This is a genomic window from Aeromonas sp. CD (assembly GCF_033349375.1).
GTDB lineage: Bacteria > Pseudomonadota > Gammaproteobacteria > Enterobacterales > Aeromonadaceae > Aeromonas > Aeromonas hydrophila.
Genome location: NZ_CP137631.1, coordinates 2,588,050 through 2,602,128, shown reverse-complemented (window position 1 = coordinate 2,602,128; position 14,079 = coordinate 2,588,050). Strand labels below are relative to the sequence as shown.

General features: G+C 62.8%; 15 protein-coding genes and 5 tRNA genes. 5 read left to right on the top strand and 15 right to left on the bottom strand.

All coding sequences use genetic code 11. The features are described from left to right. The first annotated feature begins 122 nt into the window (after nucleotides 1-122). Nucleotides 123-2,561 carry a DNA polymerase II gene (locus tag R2E40_RS12140; RefSeq protein ID WP_318163449.1) on the top strand — a complete coding sequence of 813 codons (2,439 nt, stop codon included), beginning with the start codon at nucleotides 123-125 and terminating at the stop codon, nucleotides 2,559-2,561. A 134-nt stretch (nucleotides 2,562-2,695) separates the two neighbouring features. On the opposite strand, the gene R2E40_RS12135 is transcribed toward R2E40_RS12140, so the two are convergent. The 7 genes from R2E40_RS12135 to R2E40_RS12105 all read right to left on the bottom strand — a co-directional run bounded on the left by R2E40_RS12135 (nucleotide 2,696) and on the right by R2E40_RS12105 (nucleotide 5,097). Further along, nucleotides 2,696-2,772, bottom strand: a tRNA-Val gene (locus R2E40_RS12135). Nucleotides 2,773-2,809: 37 nt separating this feature from the next. Next, nucleotides 2,810-2,886: transfer RNA gene (locus R2E40_RS12130), tRNA-Val, on the bottom strand. Between the two features lie 58 nt (nucleotides 2,887-2,944). Then, nucleotides 2,945-3,021 (bottom strand) — tRNA-Val (locus tag R2E40_RS12125). Between the two features lie 17 nt (nucleotides 3,022-3,038). Beyond that, nucleotides 3,039-3,115 (bottom strand) — tRNA-Val (locus tag R2E40_RS12120). 12 nt (nucleotides 3,116-3,127) lie between these two features. After that, nucleotides 3,128-3,204: transfer RNA gene (locus R2E40_RS12115), tRNA-Val, on the bottom strand. Nucleotides 3,205-3,364: 160 nt separating this feature from the next. Continuing rightward, complete coding sequence (locus R2E40_RS12110) at nucleotides 3,365-4,744, bottom strand: MATE family efflux transporter (protein WP_318163448.1); 1,380 nt, start codon at nucleotides 4,742-4,744, stop codon at nucleotides 3,365-3,367. A 146-nt stretch (nucleotides 4,745-4,890) separates the two neighbouring features. After that, nucleotides 4,891-5,097: a YaeP family protein gene (locus tag R2E40_RS12105; protein ID WP_005301307.1), complete on the bottom strand. Its 207-nt coding sequence runs from the start codon at nucleotides 5,095-5,097 to the stop codon at nucleotides 4,891-4,893. A gap of 130 nt (nucleotides 5,098-5,227) precedes the next feature. On the opposite strand from R2E40_RS12105, the gene R2E40_RS12100 reads away from it, so the two are divergent. After that, complete coding sequence (locus R2E40_RS12100) at nucleotides 5,228-5,845, top strand: riboflavin synthase (protein ID WP_045526759.1); 618 nt, start codon at nucleotides 5,228-5,230, stop codon at nucleotides 5,843-5,845. A gap of 89 nt (nucleotides 5,846-5,934) precedes the next feature. Here the strand turns inward: R2E40_RS12100 and R2E40_RS12095 are convergent, their stop codons facing one another. From R2E40_RS12095 to R2E40_RS12075, 4 genes are all read right to left on the bottom strand, one after another. Then, nucleotides 5,935-6,138, bottom strand: coding sequence for a CPXCG motif-containing cysteine-rich protein (locus R2E40_RS12095; protein ID WP_005301298.1), 204 nt, complete (start codon nucleotides 6,136-6,138; stop codon nucleotides 5,935-5,937). 269 nt (nucleotides 6,139-6,407) lie between these two features. Next, the gene (gene hxpB, locus R2E40_RS12085) at nucleotides 6,408-7,067 is read right to left on the bottom strand and encodes a hexitol phosphatase HxpB (RefSeq protein ID WP_318163447.1); all 660 of its coding nucleotides are present in this window, start codon (nucleotides 7,065-7,067) and stop codon (nucleotides 6,408-6,410) included. Nucleotides 7,068-7,195: 128 nt separating this feature from the next. After that, the gene (purT, locus tag R2E40_RS12080) at nucleotides 7,196-8,374 is read right to left on the bottom strand and encodes a formate-dependent phosphoribosylglycinamide formyltransferase (RefSeq protein WP_318163446.1); all 1,179 of its coding nucleotides are present in this window, start codon (nucleotides 8,372-8,374) and stop codon (nucleotides 7,196-7,198) included. 85 nt (nucleotides 8,375-8,459) lie between these two features. Next, on the bottom strand, nucleotides 8,460-9,350 hold the full coding sequence (locus R2E40_RS12075; RefSeq protein WP_318163445.1) for a DMT family transporter: 891 nt from the start codon (nucleotides 9,348-9,350) through the stop codon (nucleotides 8,460-8,462). 225 nt (nucleotides 9,351-9,575) lie between these two features. Between R2E40_RS12075 and R2E40_RS12070 the strand changes: the two genes are divergently transcribed. Next, nucleotides 9,576-10,163, top strand: a complete 588-nt coding sequence (locus R2E40_RS12070; protein WP_029302932.1) for an FMN-dependent NADH-azoreductase — start codon at nucleotides 9,576-9,578, stop codon at nucleotides 10,161-10,163. Nucleotides 10,164-10,259: 96 nt separating this feature from the next. Here the strand turns inward: R2E40_RS12070 and R2E40_RS12065 are convergent, their stop codons facing one another. From R2E40_RS12065 to R2E40_RS12050, 4 genes are all read right to left on the bottom strand, one after another. After that, nucleotides 10,260-10,439 (bottom strand): hypothetical protein, encoded by a 180-nt coding sequence (locus R2E40_RS12065; RefSeq protein ID WP_017408281.1) that lies wholly within the window; start codon nucleotides 10,437-10,439, stop codon nucleotides 10,260-10,262. A 163-nt stretch (nucleotides 10,440-10,602) separates the two neighbouring features. After that, complete coding sequence (locus tag R2E40_RS12060) at nucleotides 10,603-10,791, bottom strand: DUF4250 domain-containing protein (RefSeq protein ID WP_029302933.1); 189 nt, start codon at nucleotides 10,789-10,791, stop codon at nucleotides 10,603-10,605. Continuing rightward, nucleotides 10,788-11,258, bottom strand: a complete 471-nt coding sequence (locus R2E40_RS12055) for a MarR family winged helix-turn-helix transcriptional regulator (RefSeq protein ID WP_016350842.1) — start codon at nucleotides 11,256-11,258, stop codon at nucleotides 10,788-10,790. The genes R2E40_RS12060 and R2E40_RS12055 overlap by 4 nt, the downstream gene beginning before the upstream one ends. A 169-nt stretch (nucleotides 11,259-11,427) precedes the next feature. After that, nucleotides 11,428-12,642, bottom strand: a complete 1,215-nt coding sequence (locus R2E40_RS12050; protein WP_318163444.1) for a UPF0149 family protein — start codon at nucleotides 12,640-12,642, stop codon at nucleotides 11,428-11,430. A 212-nt stretch (nucleotides 12,643-12,854) separates the two neighbouring features. Here R2E40_RS12050 and R2E40_RS12045 point away from each other — a divergent pair, with 212 nt between their 5' ends. Together R2E40_RS12045 and R2E40_RS12040 are read left to right on the top strand one after the other, a co-directional pair. Continuing rightward, nucleotides 12,855-13,727 (top strand): S1 RNA-binding domain-containing protein, encoded by an 873-nt coding sequence (locus R2E40_RS12045; RefSeq protein ID WP_162516438.1) that lies wholly within the window; start codon nucleotides 12,855-12,857, stop codon nucleotides 13,725-13,727. Next, a complete protein-coding gene (locus R2E40_RS12040) occupies nucleotides 13,728-14,039 on the top strand; it encodes a DUF1289 domain-containing protein (protein ID WP_016350839.1) in 312 nt (103 codons plus the stop codon). Nucleotides 14,040-14,079 lie beyond the last annotated feature (40 nt).

Sequence of the window (14,079 nt, the reverse complement as noted above, 5' to 3'; positions counted from 1 at the left end):
CTCTGGCCGAGCTTACCAGTTTGCGGCGCGACTCGCAGCCTGGCGTGGCCATGGCGGCTGGCGTGGCAATTGCAGCAAAGCACTGTATGAACGTACAATACTCCCATTTCCATGTTGATCCGATGACTTGCATGACCGATCACCCGCCCATCCCATCCACTACACCACCGCGAGACGGCTTTATTCTGACCCGTCACGGGCGGGATGTGCGCGGTCGCAACGGGCATGGCGAACGCACCGAGATCGTGATGTGGCTCTGGAGCGCGCAGGGGCCGGTGCGACTGGTGGTGCCGGGGCAGGAGCCGGTCTTCTTCCTGCCCCAGAGCCATATGGAAGAAGCCGCCGAGCTGTTCAAGGGGGCCGGGGTGAGCGGGCGGTTTCGCCGCCTGCCAATGCACACCTTCGATGGCCGCGCCGTGGTGGGCTGCTACTTTGCCACCTTGAGCGCCTTTCACCGCGCCATCGAGCTGCTGCTCATCCGCGGGCTGGAGCACTTCGAGGCGGATATCCGGCTGCCGGAGCGCTACCTGATGGAGCGTTTCATCACCGCCGGCGTGCGCTTCGAGGGGCGCACCCTCAAGAAAGGGGGCAAGCACGGCTACTGGGAGGTCAACGAGGCGCGCTGCGCACCGCAGGCGGTGACGCCGACCCTCTCCTGGGTGTCGCTGGACGTGGAGTGCGCCATGGACGGGGCGCTCTTCTCGGTAGGGCTCTACAGCGAACAGGATGCGCGGGTCATCATGATCGGTACGCCGGAGGCGGATGCCGACAGCTGGGGAACCCAGGTCGAGTGGGTCGCGGACGAGAGCGCCCTGCTGAGTGCGCTGGAGCGCTGGTTTGTGCGGCACGACCCGGATCTGGTGATCGGCTGGAACGTGGTCAACTTCGACTTTCGCCTGCTGCTGCGCCGCGCCGAGCTCAACAAACGGCGGTTGCGGCTGGGGCGCGGCCACGAGCTTTGCTTCTGGCGATCCTCGCGCAACGACCCCCAGAGCGGCAGCGTCATCATTCCCGGGCGTATGGTGCTGGATGGCATCGACACCCTCAAAAGCGCCACCTGGCAGTTCCCGAGCTACAGCCTGGATGCGGTGGCAAGCGAGCTGCTCGGCCGCGGCAAGGATATCGAGGACGTGGCCAACCGGGGCGAGAAGATCACCGAGCTGTTCCACTCCGACAAGGAGGCGCTGGCCCGCTACAACCTGGAAGATTGCCGGCTGGTGTGGGAGATTTTCGATTTCTGCCACCTCATCCCCTTTGCCATCGAGCGCGCCTCCCTCACCGGCCTTGAGCTGGACCGGGTAGGGGGCTCGGTGGCCGCCTTTACCAATCTCTATCTGCCACGGCTACATCGCGGCGGCTACGTGGCCCCCAATTTGCCGGCCGACGGCGGGCTCGCAAGCCCCGGCGGCTATGTGATGGACTCCAAACCCGGCCTCTATCGCCACGTGCTGGTGCTCGATTTCAAGAGCCTCTATCCCAGCATCATCCGCACCTTCTGCATCGATCCCATGGGGCTCATCGAGGGGCTGCAGCATCCCGAGCACGCCATTGCGGGCTTTCGCGGCGCCATGTTCTCCCGCGAGCGCCACTTCCTGCCGGATCTCATCGCTACTCTGTGGGCGGCGCGGGATCGGGCCAAGGCCGCCAGCAACAAGGCGCTCTCCCAGGCCATCAAGATCATCATGAACTCCTTCTACGGGGTGCTGGGCTCGGGGGGCTGCCGCTTCTACGACCCGCGGCTTGCCTCCTCCATCACCTTGCGCGGTCACGGCATCATGCAGCAGACCCGGGAGTGGATCGAAGGGGAGGGCTTCGAGGTGATCTATGGCGACACCGACTCCACCTTCGTGCACCTGGGGCGGGATGCCAGCCCCGAGCAGGCGGACGAGATTGGCCGGCGGCTGGCGAAGATGATCAACGACAACTGGGCTGCGCTGATCAAGCGCGAGTTCAACCTGCCAAGCTATCTGGAGATCCAGTACGAGACCCACTATCGCCGCTTCCTGATGCCCACCATTCGCGGGCTGGAGAAAGGGAGCAAGAAGCGCTATGCGGGGCTGGTGGCGGGCCATCAGGCAGGTGAAGAGGAGCAGCTGGTGTTCAAGGGGCTCGAATCGGTGCGCACCGACTGGACGCCCCTTGCCAAGGCGTTTCAGACCCGCCTCTACGAAATGGTGTTTCACGACCAGGATCCCAGCGGCTATGTGCGCACCATGGTGGACGAGACCCGGGCCGGCCAGCACGACGAGCTGTTGGTCTATCGCAAGCGGCTGCGCCAGAAACTCGAGGAGTACCAGAAGAACGTGCCACCCCATGTGCGGGCGGCGCGTCTGGCGGACGAGGAGAACCTGCGCCGCGGCCTGCCCCAGCGCTATCAGCATCGGGGTTCTATTGCCTATCTGATGACTCTCAATGGCCCCGAGCCGCTGGAATACCGGCGCAGCGCCATCGACTACGAGCACTACATCGACAAGCAGTTAAGGCCCATTGCCGATGCGATCCTCCCCTTTATTGGCGAGTCGTTCGAGCGGATCTGCGGCCAGCAGCTCGATCTCTTCTGAGCGGTGTGGAGCGGGCGGGGAGGTTGGCCTGCCAGGCATGGTTGAGCGTATGGCGGGTGCAGCCGTGAGGATGCCGCGAGAAGCAGGAAAGGGGAAATGCAAAAAGCCCGCTCGAGGAGCGGGCTTTCCTAATCTGGTGCGTCCTAGTGGATTCGAACCACCGACCCCCACCATGTCAAGGTGATGCTCTAACCAGCTGAGCTAAGGACGCAGGGTGCGCAAGGCGACTTTATCTGATTGCAGGGGAGTGGTGGGTTTAATTGGATTCGAACCAACGACCCCTACCATGTCAAGGTAGTGCTCTAACCAACTGAGCTATAAACCCACATCTGTACTTGAGCCATCGGCTCACACTCAATTCCTGCAACTTATTCAAACTGTTATGGTGCGTCCTAGTGGATTCGAACCACCGACCCCCACCATGTCAAGGTGATGCTCTAACCAGCTGAGCTAAGGACGCATAACAGGTTTCCATGATGGTGCGTCCTAGTGGATTCGAACCACCGACCCCCACCATGTCAAGGTGGTGCTCTAACCAGCTGAGCTAAGGACGCATCACGGAAAAGTGGTGGGTTTAATTGGATTCGAACCAACGACCCCTACCATGTCAAGGTAGTGCTCTAACCAACTGAGCTATAAACCCACTTTGCAAACCGGGTCAGAAACCCGTTTCACCACACCAGCACTGCTGGCGTGGTCGGCATACTACCCATGCCCCCCAAGGCTGTCAACAGGCCGCACGCACAAAGCAGACTGTTTGCCCAGTTCTTGCGCAGCCTGTTGATTTTGCAGGCGAGTTTGCCCTATTGCGCCTTGGAGAGGGCGCTGCAGGCCTCCGGGCTGGCAAAGCGGCCATAGATATGACGCAACCGGGCACCCAGCATCAGGGCGGCGCCGGTCAGGCCGACGATGAAACCGATCCAGAAGCCCTGCGGCCCCATGCGCGGCACCAGCCAGTCGGTCAGCCCCAGGATCATGCCGGTGGGTAGTCCGAGGCCCCAGTAGGCGACGATGGTGACGTAGAAGATCGCCTTGGTGTCCTTGTAACCACGCAGGGCGGCTGCGGCCACCACCTGTACCGAGTCGGAGATCTGATAGATGGCGGCGAAGAACAGCAGTATGGCTGCGAGGGTGATCACCTGCAGGTCGTCGGTGTAGATACTGGCGATATGCTCGCGCAGCAGCACGGTGAGGGCGGCGGTACCGGCAGCCACCGCCATGCCCAGCATCAGGCCGGTGCGGGCGGCGACGCGGGCGTGCTCGGGCTGACCCTCGCCGATGCTGTGGCCGACCCGGATGGTGACACCCACCCCAATCGACAAGGGCAGCATAAACACCAGGCTGGAGAAGTTGAGGGCTATCTGGTGGCTCGCCACCGTCTCCGCACCGAAGGGGGCCAGCATCAGTGCCACCACGGTGAACAGGGTCACCTCGCAGAAGATGGCCATGGCGATGGGGAAGCCCAAGCGGAACAGGCGCCAGATCCGGCTGCCATTGGGGCGGGCGAGCCGGGAGAACAGGTTGATCTCCTTGAAGTGGGAGGAGAGCTTCACATAGACGATCATCGCCAGCAGCATGGCCCACAGCACGATGGCGGTAGCCACGCCGCAGCCGACCCCGCCGAGCTTGGGCATGCCGAGGTGGCCGTGGATGAAGATGTAGTTGGCGGGAATATTGACCGCCAGCCCCACGAAGCCGATCACCATGGTTGGCATGGTGTGGGAGAGCCCTTCGCTGAAGTTGCGCAGCACCTGGAACATCACGAAGGCGGGCAGGCCCCACATGATGGCGTGCAAAAAGCCGGTGGTCTTGGCGGCCATCACCGGATCCACGTCCATGAGCTGCAGCGCCAGCGGGCTGAAATAGAGTGCCAGCATGGCGATCGGGATCACCATCAGCGCCAGCCAGAAGCCCTGATGCACGGCGGGACGTACCTCGTCCCGCTTGCGGGCCCCGTTGAGCTGGGAAACGATGGGGGTGAGGGCCATGATGATGCCCTGGGTCAGCAAGATGATCGGCAGCCAGAAACTGGAGGCCACCGACACCGCCGCCAGATCCACGGCGCTGACCTGGCCCGCCATCACGGTATCGACGAAGCTCATGGCGACCTGGGCCACCTGGGCCACCAGAATGGGACTGGCTAGACGAACGAGTTGCCTCGCCTCGGACCAATAACGTTGCACTGACACCTCCGAGTGGATCAGATAAAGCGTAAAAAGAGCGGGTAGCGGGAAGAGCCTTTGCACTCCCGAAACGGGAATGCAAAGTGCGGGGGGGTCATTCTAGCCTGAAATTCATCCGGGACGAAACGTTTGGCGCAAGGGCCGGATCAGGCGTCTTCGTGATCGCTGATCAGCAGGTTGGCGGCGGCGTAGGCGGCCTGTTCGCGCAGATCCGCCGGTACCCGCTCGTCCGATGCCACGGCGTTGAGCGCCCTGATGGTGGCGGCAATGGCCTGTGGCACATAGCCCTGCTCCCCGGAGCCAATCTGGTTGTAGGCGATGCGAATGGCCTCACAGCATTGATATACCTGCATTTTTATTTCCTTGTCAGCGCTGGTTTGAATGCCGTCACTATAGCGATCGGCCGCCCGCTTGTCAGCCAGCGCGCTTGTCTGGGGTCCGGGGCGAGGTTACCCTGCCTTTTTTCATAGCAGGAGACGAGACATGTTCACCGGCATAGTACAGGGAACCGCCGAACTGGTGGCCATCGACGAGCTGCCCAACTTTCGTACCCACGTGATCCGGATGCCGAGCCCGGCCTGGGGCGAGGGGCTGGCGCTGGGCGCCTCCGTGGCCCACAACGGCTGCTGCCTGACCGTCACCCGGGTCGAGGGGGAGCTGGTCAGCTTCGATCTGATGCAGGAGACCCTGCGCCTCACCAACCTCGGCCAGCTGCAGCCGGGGGACAAGGTCAACGTGGAGCGGGCGGCCCGCTTCGGCGACGAGATTGGCGGCCACGCCATGTCCGGCCACATCATGGGCACCGCGCAGGTCGTCTCGGTCATCGACACTCCCAACAACCGGCAGGTGTGGTATCGCCTCGCCCCCGAACTGATGAGATACGTGCTGACCAAGGGTTACATCGGCATCGACGGCATCAGCCTGACGGTGGGGGAAGTGCGCAGCAACGAGTTCTGCGTCAATCTCATTCCCGAGACGCTGGCCCGTACCAACCTGGGTTGGGTCAAAGCCGGCTGGCATACCAACATCGAGATTGACCCCCAGACCCAGGCTATCGTCGACACGGTGGAGCGGGTACTGGCGGCCCGTCAGCCGGGGTAAGCTGACCAACGCGCTCTCAGGGATTTGCCATTGAAAAGGGCCTGCATCACGCAGGCCCTTGGCGATCTGGTGGGTGGGTTCACTCGCAGTCAGAACATCTGTTCATCGTCTGCGTCCACAAACAGTTGCAGGCAGTCGCGCGCCTCATCCCGGTGCAGTCGCAGGTGGATGGGGTTGCAGCAGGCCATGCAATCCTCGTAGAACTCCTGATCCCCCTGGCTGGCATCCAGCTCGACCCGGGTATGATGGCCACAGTGGGGGCAGACGATGCGCTTGCTGGTGTACTCGATCATGATGACCTCCTCGGGCCCGTGGGCCGCCTATCTCCCCTGATTCTAGTTGGTTCGCTCTGTCCTGACCGCGAGCAAGCGCACGTTTATGACCGGGATCAAGGGAGGCAGGAGGTCAGTCCGACAGCACCTGCCTGTTGTTTACTTGACCCAGCTGGCCAGTATCGGGGCATCCAGCTCGGTGAGCGAGCGCAGCTGATGATTGGCAATGGCCAGACGGGGATCGCTCACTCATGCTGGGTGCATGGGAACGATCGGCGCCTGTTTGTTGTTTATTTGGTCCAGTTGGCCAGCATCTCGGCATCCAGCTCGGTGAGCGAGCGTAGCTGATGATCGGCAATGGCCAGACGGGGATCGCCCACCAGTGCGGGGTCGGGTACGATCAGCGCCTTCATGGAGGCCGCCTTGGCCGCCAGCAGGCCGGTGAAGCTGTCTTCGATGGCCAGGCAATGCACCGGCTCCACTCCCAGCTTCTCGGCGGCGTGGATATAGACATCCGGGTGCGGTTTGCCGAAGCGCTCCACCTCGGCGGAGTGAACCGCCAGGAAGCGATCGCGAATGCCGAGCTTGCCGAGCACCGCTTCCACCATGGCAAAGGGGGAGGAGGTGGCCAGACCCACCTTGAGGCCGAGGGCTTCGATGAGATCGAGCGCTTCCAGCACGCCGGCCTTGGCCTGACCTTCGGAGAGGATCAGCGCGTTGACTCGATCCAGGATGCGCTGCACCACTTCTTCCTGACTCGGGCCGCTCCAGGGGCGCAGGCGATACCAGTGGGCCACCAGCTGATCGATGCGCACGCCGATGGTCGATTCGCAATCTTCCACCGTGTGGGGATGTCCCAGCTCGGAGAACACGGCCATCTGGGCCCGTTGCCAAAAGGGTTCCGAGTCGATCAGAACACCATCCATATCGAAGATCACGGCAGTTAACATCTTGTACTCCTGACATAGGTGAAGGGGGGATTATAAGCGAGGCGCCTCAATGCAAAAGGGGCATTGCCATGCCCCTTGCGCCGGATCACGCAGGCAAACGTTTGTTTGTGCGAGGCAAAAAACAGTGGTCAGAAGAGCACGTCCACCTTGGCGGCCACGGCTTTGGCCTGCTCGACTGCGGTGGGGCAATCTTCAGCCCGGACCAGCGCCACGCCGAGTCGGCGGCGACCGGCGCTCTCCGGCTTGCCAAACAGCCGCAATTGGGCACCCGGCACCAGGGCCAGCGCTTCGCCAATCCCCTGATAGCGGATGTCCTGGCTGTGACCTTCGCGCAGCACCACGGCGGAGGCGCTCGGCCCGTACTGGGTGATGGTGCCGATGGGCAGCCCCAGAATGGCGCGCACGTGCAGGGCGAACTCGGAGAAATCCTGAGAGATCAGGGTCACCATGCCGGTGTCGTGGGGGCGGGGGGATACTTCGCTGAACCAGACCTCATCACCCTTGATGAAGAGCTCGACCCCGAACAGGCCGTAACCGCTGAGGGCTTCGACCACCTTGGCCGCCACGGCTTTGGAGCGGGCCAGCGCCAGTTCACTCATCGCTTGCGGCTGCCAGGATTCGCGGTAGTCGCCATCTTCCTGGCGATGACCGATGGGCTGACAGAAGTGGATGCCGTCGACGGCACGCACCGTGAGCAGGGTGATCTCGTACTCGAAGGGGACAAACCCTTCGACGATCACCTTGCCACGGCCGGCGCGACCGCCCTCCTGGGCATAGGTCCAGCTCTCGTCCAGTTTGGCGAGATCGCGCAGCACGCTCTGGCCCTTGCCGGACGAACTCATCACCGGCTTCACCACGCAGGGCAGGCCGATAGTGTCAACGGCGGCGATGAACTCTTCCTTGCTCTGGGCAAAGCGGTAGGGGGAAGTGGGCAAGCCGAGGGTCTCGGCGGCGAGGCGGCGGATCCCCTCCCGGTTCATGGTGAGCTGGGTGGCGCGTGCGTTCGGCACCACCTTGACGCCTTCCTGCTCCAGGGCGGCCAGGGTATCGGTGGCGATGGCTTCAAGCTCGGGAATGATCAGATCCGGTTTGACCTCATTGACCAAGGCGCGCAGGGCGGCGCCGTCCAGCATGTCCAGCACATGAGCGCTGTGCGCCACCTGCATGGCGGGGGCATCGGCATAGCGGTCGGCAGCGATCACCTCGATGCCGAAGCGTTGCAGCTCGATGGCGACCTCCTTGCCAAGTTCGCCGGAGCCCAGCAGCAGGGTGCGGGTGGCGCCGGGGCGGGTAGCGGTTCCAAACATGTGATCTCTCCTGATGTCGTGAGTGATGGTTGATGGCCGCTATTGCGCGAATAGCGGGCAAAAAAAGAGGCACGCATGGCGTACCTCAGGAAACGGATTTGTGGGCGCGCTGCTCCAGATGGGTGAGCAGGGTGATGGCGCCGATGATGATGGCGGCCCCGAGCCACAATCGGCCGGGCGGCGCCCAGCCAAACACCAGCCAGCCGGCCAGCACGTTCATCGGCAGCTTGGCAAAATCAAAAGGTTGCACGAACGAGGCCTCGGCCACGCTGTAGGCGCGAGCGATGGACATCTGGGCCAGTGCCGACAGCACGCCGGAGGCAGCCACCAGCAGCCACTGGGTTTCGCTCGGCCACTGCCACTCCGGCAGCGCCAGCATGGCGTTGAACGGGGTGCTGAAGATGAGCAGGTAGACGACGATGGTGTGGGACGACTCGCTCGCCGCCTGATAGCGCACCAGCAAGGAGTAGCCGGCCCAGAACAGGGCCGCCGCCACCGGCAGCAGGGAGGCCCAGCTGAAATCGTCGGTCCAGGGGGCCAGGATCAGCATGGCGCCGACAAAGCCGGCCAGGGTCGCCAGAATGCGGGCCCGGCTCACCTGCTCTTTGAGAAAGAGGGCCGACCCCAGGGTGGCAAACAGCGGCGACGTCATCAGCAGCGCGATGCCCTGCCAGATGGGAACGGGCACCGCCAACGCCCACAGCCAGAACTGGATGCCGACCACCGCCAGGGCGACCCGCAGCAGGTGCAGCCGCAGCTGGTTGGTCATCAGCGACTGGCGCAGACCGTGACGAATGAGCCAGGGCAGCAGGCAGACCAGGGCAATCAGATATTGATGGAAGGCGACCTGGGTCGAAGGAAGGCCGAGCTTGAAGCTGACATACTGGCTCAGGCTGTTGACGGCGGCGAAGCAGAGGCCCGCTACCATCATCCAGACTGCACCGGCAAAGGGAGAGTGCCTGCGCAAGGGTGTCATGGGATCCGGAACGCTGAAAAAAGTGCGGCGGATCATAACGGCAATCGTTTGTTCTGCCAAGCCTTGGCGGGGCGGAGGATCGGTGGCTGGCGAGAGAGTGAGCTAACATCAAATATTTTGAATAAGTTGAGCATCTATTTTCGCTATCTGTATAGAAGCCCAATGTTTAGAGTGACCTCCATCGACAGCACCGCTGTTCAACCGACAACCAAATGGAGTTTCACCATGGCCAATATCCTCGTACTCAAGTCCAGCATCCTGGGCCAATATTCCCAATCCAACGCCCTGATCGACGGCTTCCTGGCCGACCATCCGTCCGACACCGTCACCGTGCGTGATCTGGCGTCCCTGAACCTGCCGGTACTGGATGGCGAGCTGGCCATGGGCCTGCGCGGTGGTGAGAACCTCAATGAGCGTCAACTGGCCGTGCTGGCCCAGTCCGACGAGCTGGTTGCCGAATTGAAGGCAAGCGATCTGGTGGTGATTGCCGCCCCCATGTACAACTTCAACATCCCGACCCAGCTGAAAAACTGGATCGATCTGGTGGCCCGCGCCGGCGTCACCTTCCGTTACACCGAAACCGGTCCGGTCGGCCTGGTGGAAAACACCCGCGCCCTGGTGATCAGCCCCCGCGGCGGCATGCACGTCGGCAGCGCCACCGATCTGGTGACCCCCTACATGCGTACCGTGCTGGGCTTCATCGGCATCAAGGAGGTGGACTTCATCTACGCCGAAGGCATGGGCATGGGCCCGGATGCCCAGGCCAAGGGCATCGAGCAGGCCAAGGGCCAGCTGGAGACCCTGGCGCTCTGATCAAGAGAGCAACCAGCCACAAGCCAGAAAGCAACAACGCAGCCCTCGGGCTGCGTTGTTTTTTTGGTGCCTGATCGGATGAAGCGGCCCGTCAGGTCAATCCCGCAGAAAGCGGCGACAGCCGCTGCCGACCATCAGGCAGACCGCTACCAGGGAGCCCAGCAGCAGGGTGGTGAGCCACTGCTCGGCGCTGTCGGGCAGGCGCGGTGAGAAGAGGCTGATCATCAGCAGGGCACAGAGGGTGATCAGGCTGGTTGGGCGGGTCAGGAACATCATGGGTCATCCTTGGCTGCGGCTGGTGAGTAGAAGGCTAACCGCGGTCTGTGACAGCAAGATGTATCCATACCTCTTGCCGCAGGTCAGTTGACCGGGGTAGCCATCACCATAGCAGCTTTTGCCGCCGGAGCCAGCGGCATGGGCCGGGTTGTGATCCGGATCCCTATCTGAACTGCTTCTGATCTTCCTGATAGTGGAAATCGCCGCTGGCCAGCCTGGCGACCAGCGCTTCCTTGTCGAGATCCTGCGCCTTGCAGAGATCATCGAGATCATCGAAGCGATCACGCAGCTGCATGTTGACCAGGCTCAGCAGCATGTTGACGTCCATGGTGGCAAAGTTGTTCAGGTTCATGAGGGTCGCTCGCTATCCAGCAGGTGAAGTTGTTCGATGGCGTCGCTGACGCTTTGCAGGTGCAGACGAATGGATTGACGCGCCTCGGCCGGCAGGTAGTCGGTGAGGGTGTGCTGCCAGCTGCCCGCTTCGGTCTTGAGCTGCTGGAACAGAGTGAGCCCCGCCTGGGTGAAGGAGACCAGGCTGACCCGCTTGTCGTGTTCGCTGCTCTCGGTGAACAGGATCCCTTTTTCCACCAGCCGGTGAATTTCACGGGAGATCCGCACCTTGTCCATCCCGCTCGCCTCGACCAGCTCTTTCTGGCTGATGGGGTAGTTGGGGCCGAGCACCATCATCAGGCGCCATTGGGGCACCGTCAGCTGATAGCGCTGCTGGTAAAACTGCTCAAAGGTGTCGCGCACCATCTCGGCGGCGTGAACCAGCTGATAGGGGGGATAGTGGGCAAGCAGCTCTATGATCTTTGACATATGACATCCTGCTGTGACGGCTGCATCGGGTGCAGTTTCTCTTGATACTTTGGCCTTGATGATACGTAACACAAGGCCGTTTGTCTGAACATGCACCAGAGAAATGTGCGGTTGCGCACGTCCTCCGCCGCAACCGGGTCTGTTCGAGGCTGGTTTTGTGGCTGCGGGCTCAGCCTTTGCGCAGCCAGATCAAGGCGTTGTGCTTGAGCCAGGCCTCGCGGCTTTGCAGGGTGTAGAGCGCCGCCTCATCGCGACTGCCTGCCTGCCAGCTGTGGGGCTCCTGCTTGGGCAGTTTGCGCTGGCCCAGCAGACAGGCCGGCACATGGGCGTTGGCCTTGATAGCGGCGCTCAGCAGCGGCTGTGCGGCCTCGGCCCCCGCGCAGACAAACGTCATCAGCGCCTTGTTGTAGAGCAGCCAGCTGGAGGCTTCATCAAAGCGCACCAGCAATGCCTGCAGCGCCTGCCACTCCCCTTGCAGGGCATAGAGGCTGGAGAGGGGATAGCGGCAACCCAGCTCATCGGCCACGCACAGCTCGAGCAGCGCCAGATATTCGCTGTGCGCCGGTTCCAGCTGGCCGAGGCGCAGCAGGCAGTCGGCCCGCCCGGCCCGGGCGGCCAGCAGCGGGCGCGCTTCGTGGGCACTCCAGCCATGGCCGGCAATCTGCTGCCAGAAAGCCGCGTCGAACAGCGGCTCGGCGTCGGCGATCACCTTGTCGAACCAGCCGAGACGGCTGTGCGGATCGCGACTGGCATCGGCCAGTTCGAACCACTGCTGCCACTGCTCGGCCTGCTCGCTGTCCAGCGTCTGCTCCGTGCTTGGCACGGCCTGATACTCGTCCAGTTGCAGCAGCTGGTTGAGGGCGGTCTTCATGTTCTGGCGCTGGCGCTTGCAGAACTCCATGAAGGGGAGGTCACTGCCGGCGGCCGAGTGCAGCATCTGCGCCATGGGTTTGTCGCGAAACAGGCTCAGCTCGGCGGCCAGGCTGAAACGGTACTGGGTGGTCGGGTCGTTCAGATCCTTGGGCTTGGGCCAGGTGGCAAAGCCCTGGCTGAAGCCGTAGCACCACTGACCGAGCGGGTGGCTCTGCTCGAATACCTGCTCCGGGCTCTCGGTGGAGAGACGGCACTGGCTCGGCAGGGCGAGCTGGGCCTCATCGGCCTGGGCTTCCAGCTCGGCGATCAGATGGTGCAGCGCGGCGCGGCTCTTCTCATCCAGCTCGGCGTCATGGGGCAACAGACCGGCCAGCGGGGCCTGCCAGTCAGGGGCATCCGGTCCGACCAGGCGGGCGCACAAAAAGCCGTGCAGCGCCGGGTAGGTCATGTCCTGCCCACTGTGGGTCTGGATCCATTGATTGAGATGACGGGTACGAGTGGATGGATTCATCGACAGTTCCTCTGGATTTTGACAGCGGCGAAGTCTACCCAAAAGTGGGGTTATTTGCAGCTAAAGGGCGGCTGACTGGCGATTATATCGCCGTAACGTGGCCAAAAGGCCCTGAAAATCACCCGCGAACAGGGCAAGGGACTAGGCCCTGTTACCGCTCTTGGGGTAACATGCGCGCCCATACGGACAATGAAAAATTGGCCATCCGGACAATGAAAGAAGAGAACACCATGCTACAGATTGGCAAGATGAACACCCTTACCGTAGTCGAGCTCGAAGAGCGCGGCGCCTGGCTTGCAGCCGACGAATATGGCGAGCTGCTGCTGCCCAAACGCCAACTGCCGGAAGGGGTGGCCGAGGGCAGTGAGGTCAAGGTCTTCCTCTATCTGGATGCCGACTGCGAGCCGGTGATCACCACCGACAAGCCATTTGCCATGGTGGACGACATCGTCGGCCTCAAGGTGGTCAATGCCAACAAGATTGGCGCCTTCCTCGACTGGGGCATGAAGAAGGATCTGTTCGTGCCGACCCGTGAGCAGAACAAACCGATGCAGGTGGGCCACGTCTATCTGGTGCGGCTGATGCTCGACCACGAAGGCCGCATGGTAGGCACCAGCCGCCTCGAACGCTTCCTGCGCACCGACAAGCCCCCCTTCAAGGCGGGTGACGAAGTGACTGCCCTGCCCGGCGAGCGCACGCCGCTCGGCATCAAGGCCATCGTCAACGGCGAATACGCCGGCATGCTGTTCAAGAACGAGGTGTTCGGCCGGGTGACCACGGGCCGGCCGTTGACCGCCTGGGTCAAGCAGGTGCGTGATGACGGCAAGCTGGACCTGACCCTGCAAAAGCCGGGCATGGCGCGGATGGACGATGCCGGTGAGCTGATCCTGGCCCGTCTCAAGAAGCAGGGCGGCAGCCTGGCGGTGGGTGACAAGAGCGAACCCGAGCTCATCTACAAGCTGCTCGGCATGAGCAAGGGCACCTTCAAGAAGGCCATCGGCGGCCTCTACAAGCAGGGCAAGATTGTGCTCGAGGACAACTGCATCACGCTCGTGGCTGCCGATAGCGCGCCGGATGGCGAATAAGTGCCGAGCCCCTGCATTGGCCATTGCCAGGCGAAAGACGGCCTCTGTCTTGGCTGTGGCCGTACCCTGACCGAGATAGGCCGCTGGTCCGCCATGGACAGTGATGCCCAGCTGGCGGTGATGGCGCAGCTGGACGGCTCAACCAGCACCCACCGCTGTCCCGGCTGCGGTGAACCGGCATTTTGCGCCGTGTCAGCTGGCGCGACCATCGCCGAGTGCTGGTGCAGCCAGTTGCCGGCCCTGCCCATGGGGGAGGCCAGCGCCTGCTGGTGCCGCCGCTGTCTGGTCAAGGCCATTGCGGCCCGCCCCTGAGGGGCTCTGCAGAAAAGAGAAAGGCGCCGAGGGCGCCTTT

Bases quoted from the DNA above. Each gene is read 5' to 3' on its own strand.
- R2E40_RS12075 (WP_318163445.1), bottom strand. From the start codon at position 9,350: ATGACACCCTTGCGCAGGCACTCTCCCTTTGCCGGTGCAGTCTGGATG.
- R2E40_RS12060 (WP_029302933.1), bottom strand. From the start codon at position 10,791: ATGAACCTGAACAACTTTGCCACCATGGACGTCAACATGCTGCTGAGC.
- R2E40_RS12140 (WP_318163449.1), top strand. From the start codon at position 123: ATGACTTGCATGACCGATCACCCGCCCATCCCATCCACTACACCACCG.
- purT (WP_318163446.1), bottom strand. From the start codon at position 8,374: ATGTTTGGAACCGCTACCCGCCCCGGCGCCACCCGCACCCTGCTGCTG.
- R2E40_RS12105 (WP_005301307.1), bottom strand. From the start codon at position 5,097: ATGCAGGTATATCAATGCTGTGAGGCCATTCGCATCGCCTACAACCAG.
- R2E40_RS12100 (WP_045526759.1), top strand. From the start codon at position 5,228: ATGTTCACCGGCATAGTACAGGGAACCGCCGAACTGGTGGCCATCGAC.
- R2E40_RS12050 (WP_318163444.1), bottom strand. From the start codon at position 12,642: ATGAATCCATCCACTCGTACCCGTCATCTCAATCAATGGATCCAGACC.
- R2E40_RS12065 (WP_017408281.1), bottom strand. From the start codon at position 10,439: ATGATGTTCCTGACCCGCCCAACCAGCCTGATCACCCTCTGTGCCCTG.
- R2E40_RS12055 (WP_016350842.1), bottom strand. From the start codon at position 11,258: ATGTCAAAGATCATAGAGCTGCTTGCCCACTATCCCCCCTATCAGCTG.
- hxpB (WP_318163447.1), bottom strand. From the start codon at position 7,067: ATGTTAACTGCCGTGATCTTCGATATGGATGGTGTTCTGATCGACTCG.
- R2E40_RS12095 (WP_005301298.1), bottom strand. From the start codon at position 6,138: ATGATCGAGTACACCAGCAAGCGCATCGTCTGCCCCCACTGTGGCCAT.
- R2E40_RS12045 (WP_162516438.1), top strand. From the start codon at position 12,855: ATGAAAGAAGAGAACACCATGCTACAGATTGGCAAGATGAACACCCTT.
- R2E40_RS12070 (WP_029302932.1), top strand. From the start codon at position 9,576: ATGGCCAATATCCTCGTACTCAAGTCCAGCATCCTGGGCCAATATTCC.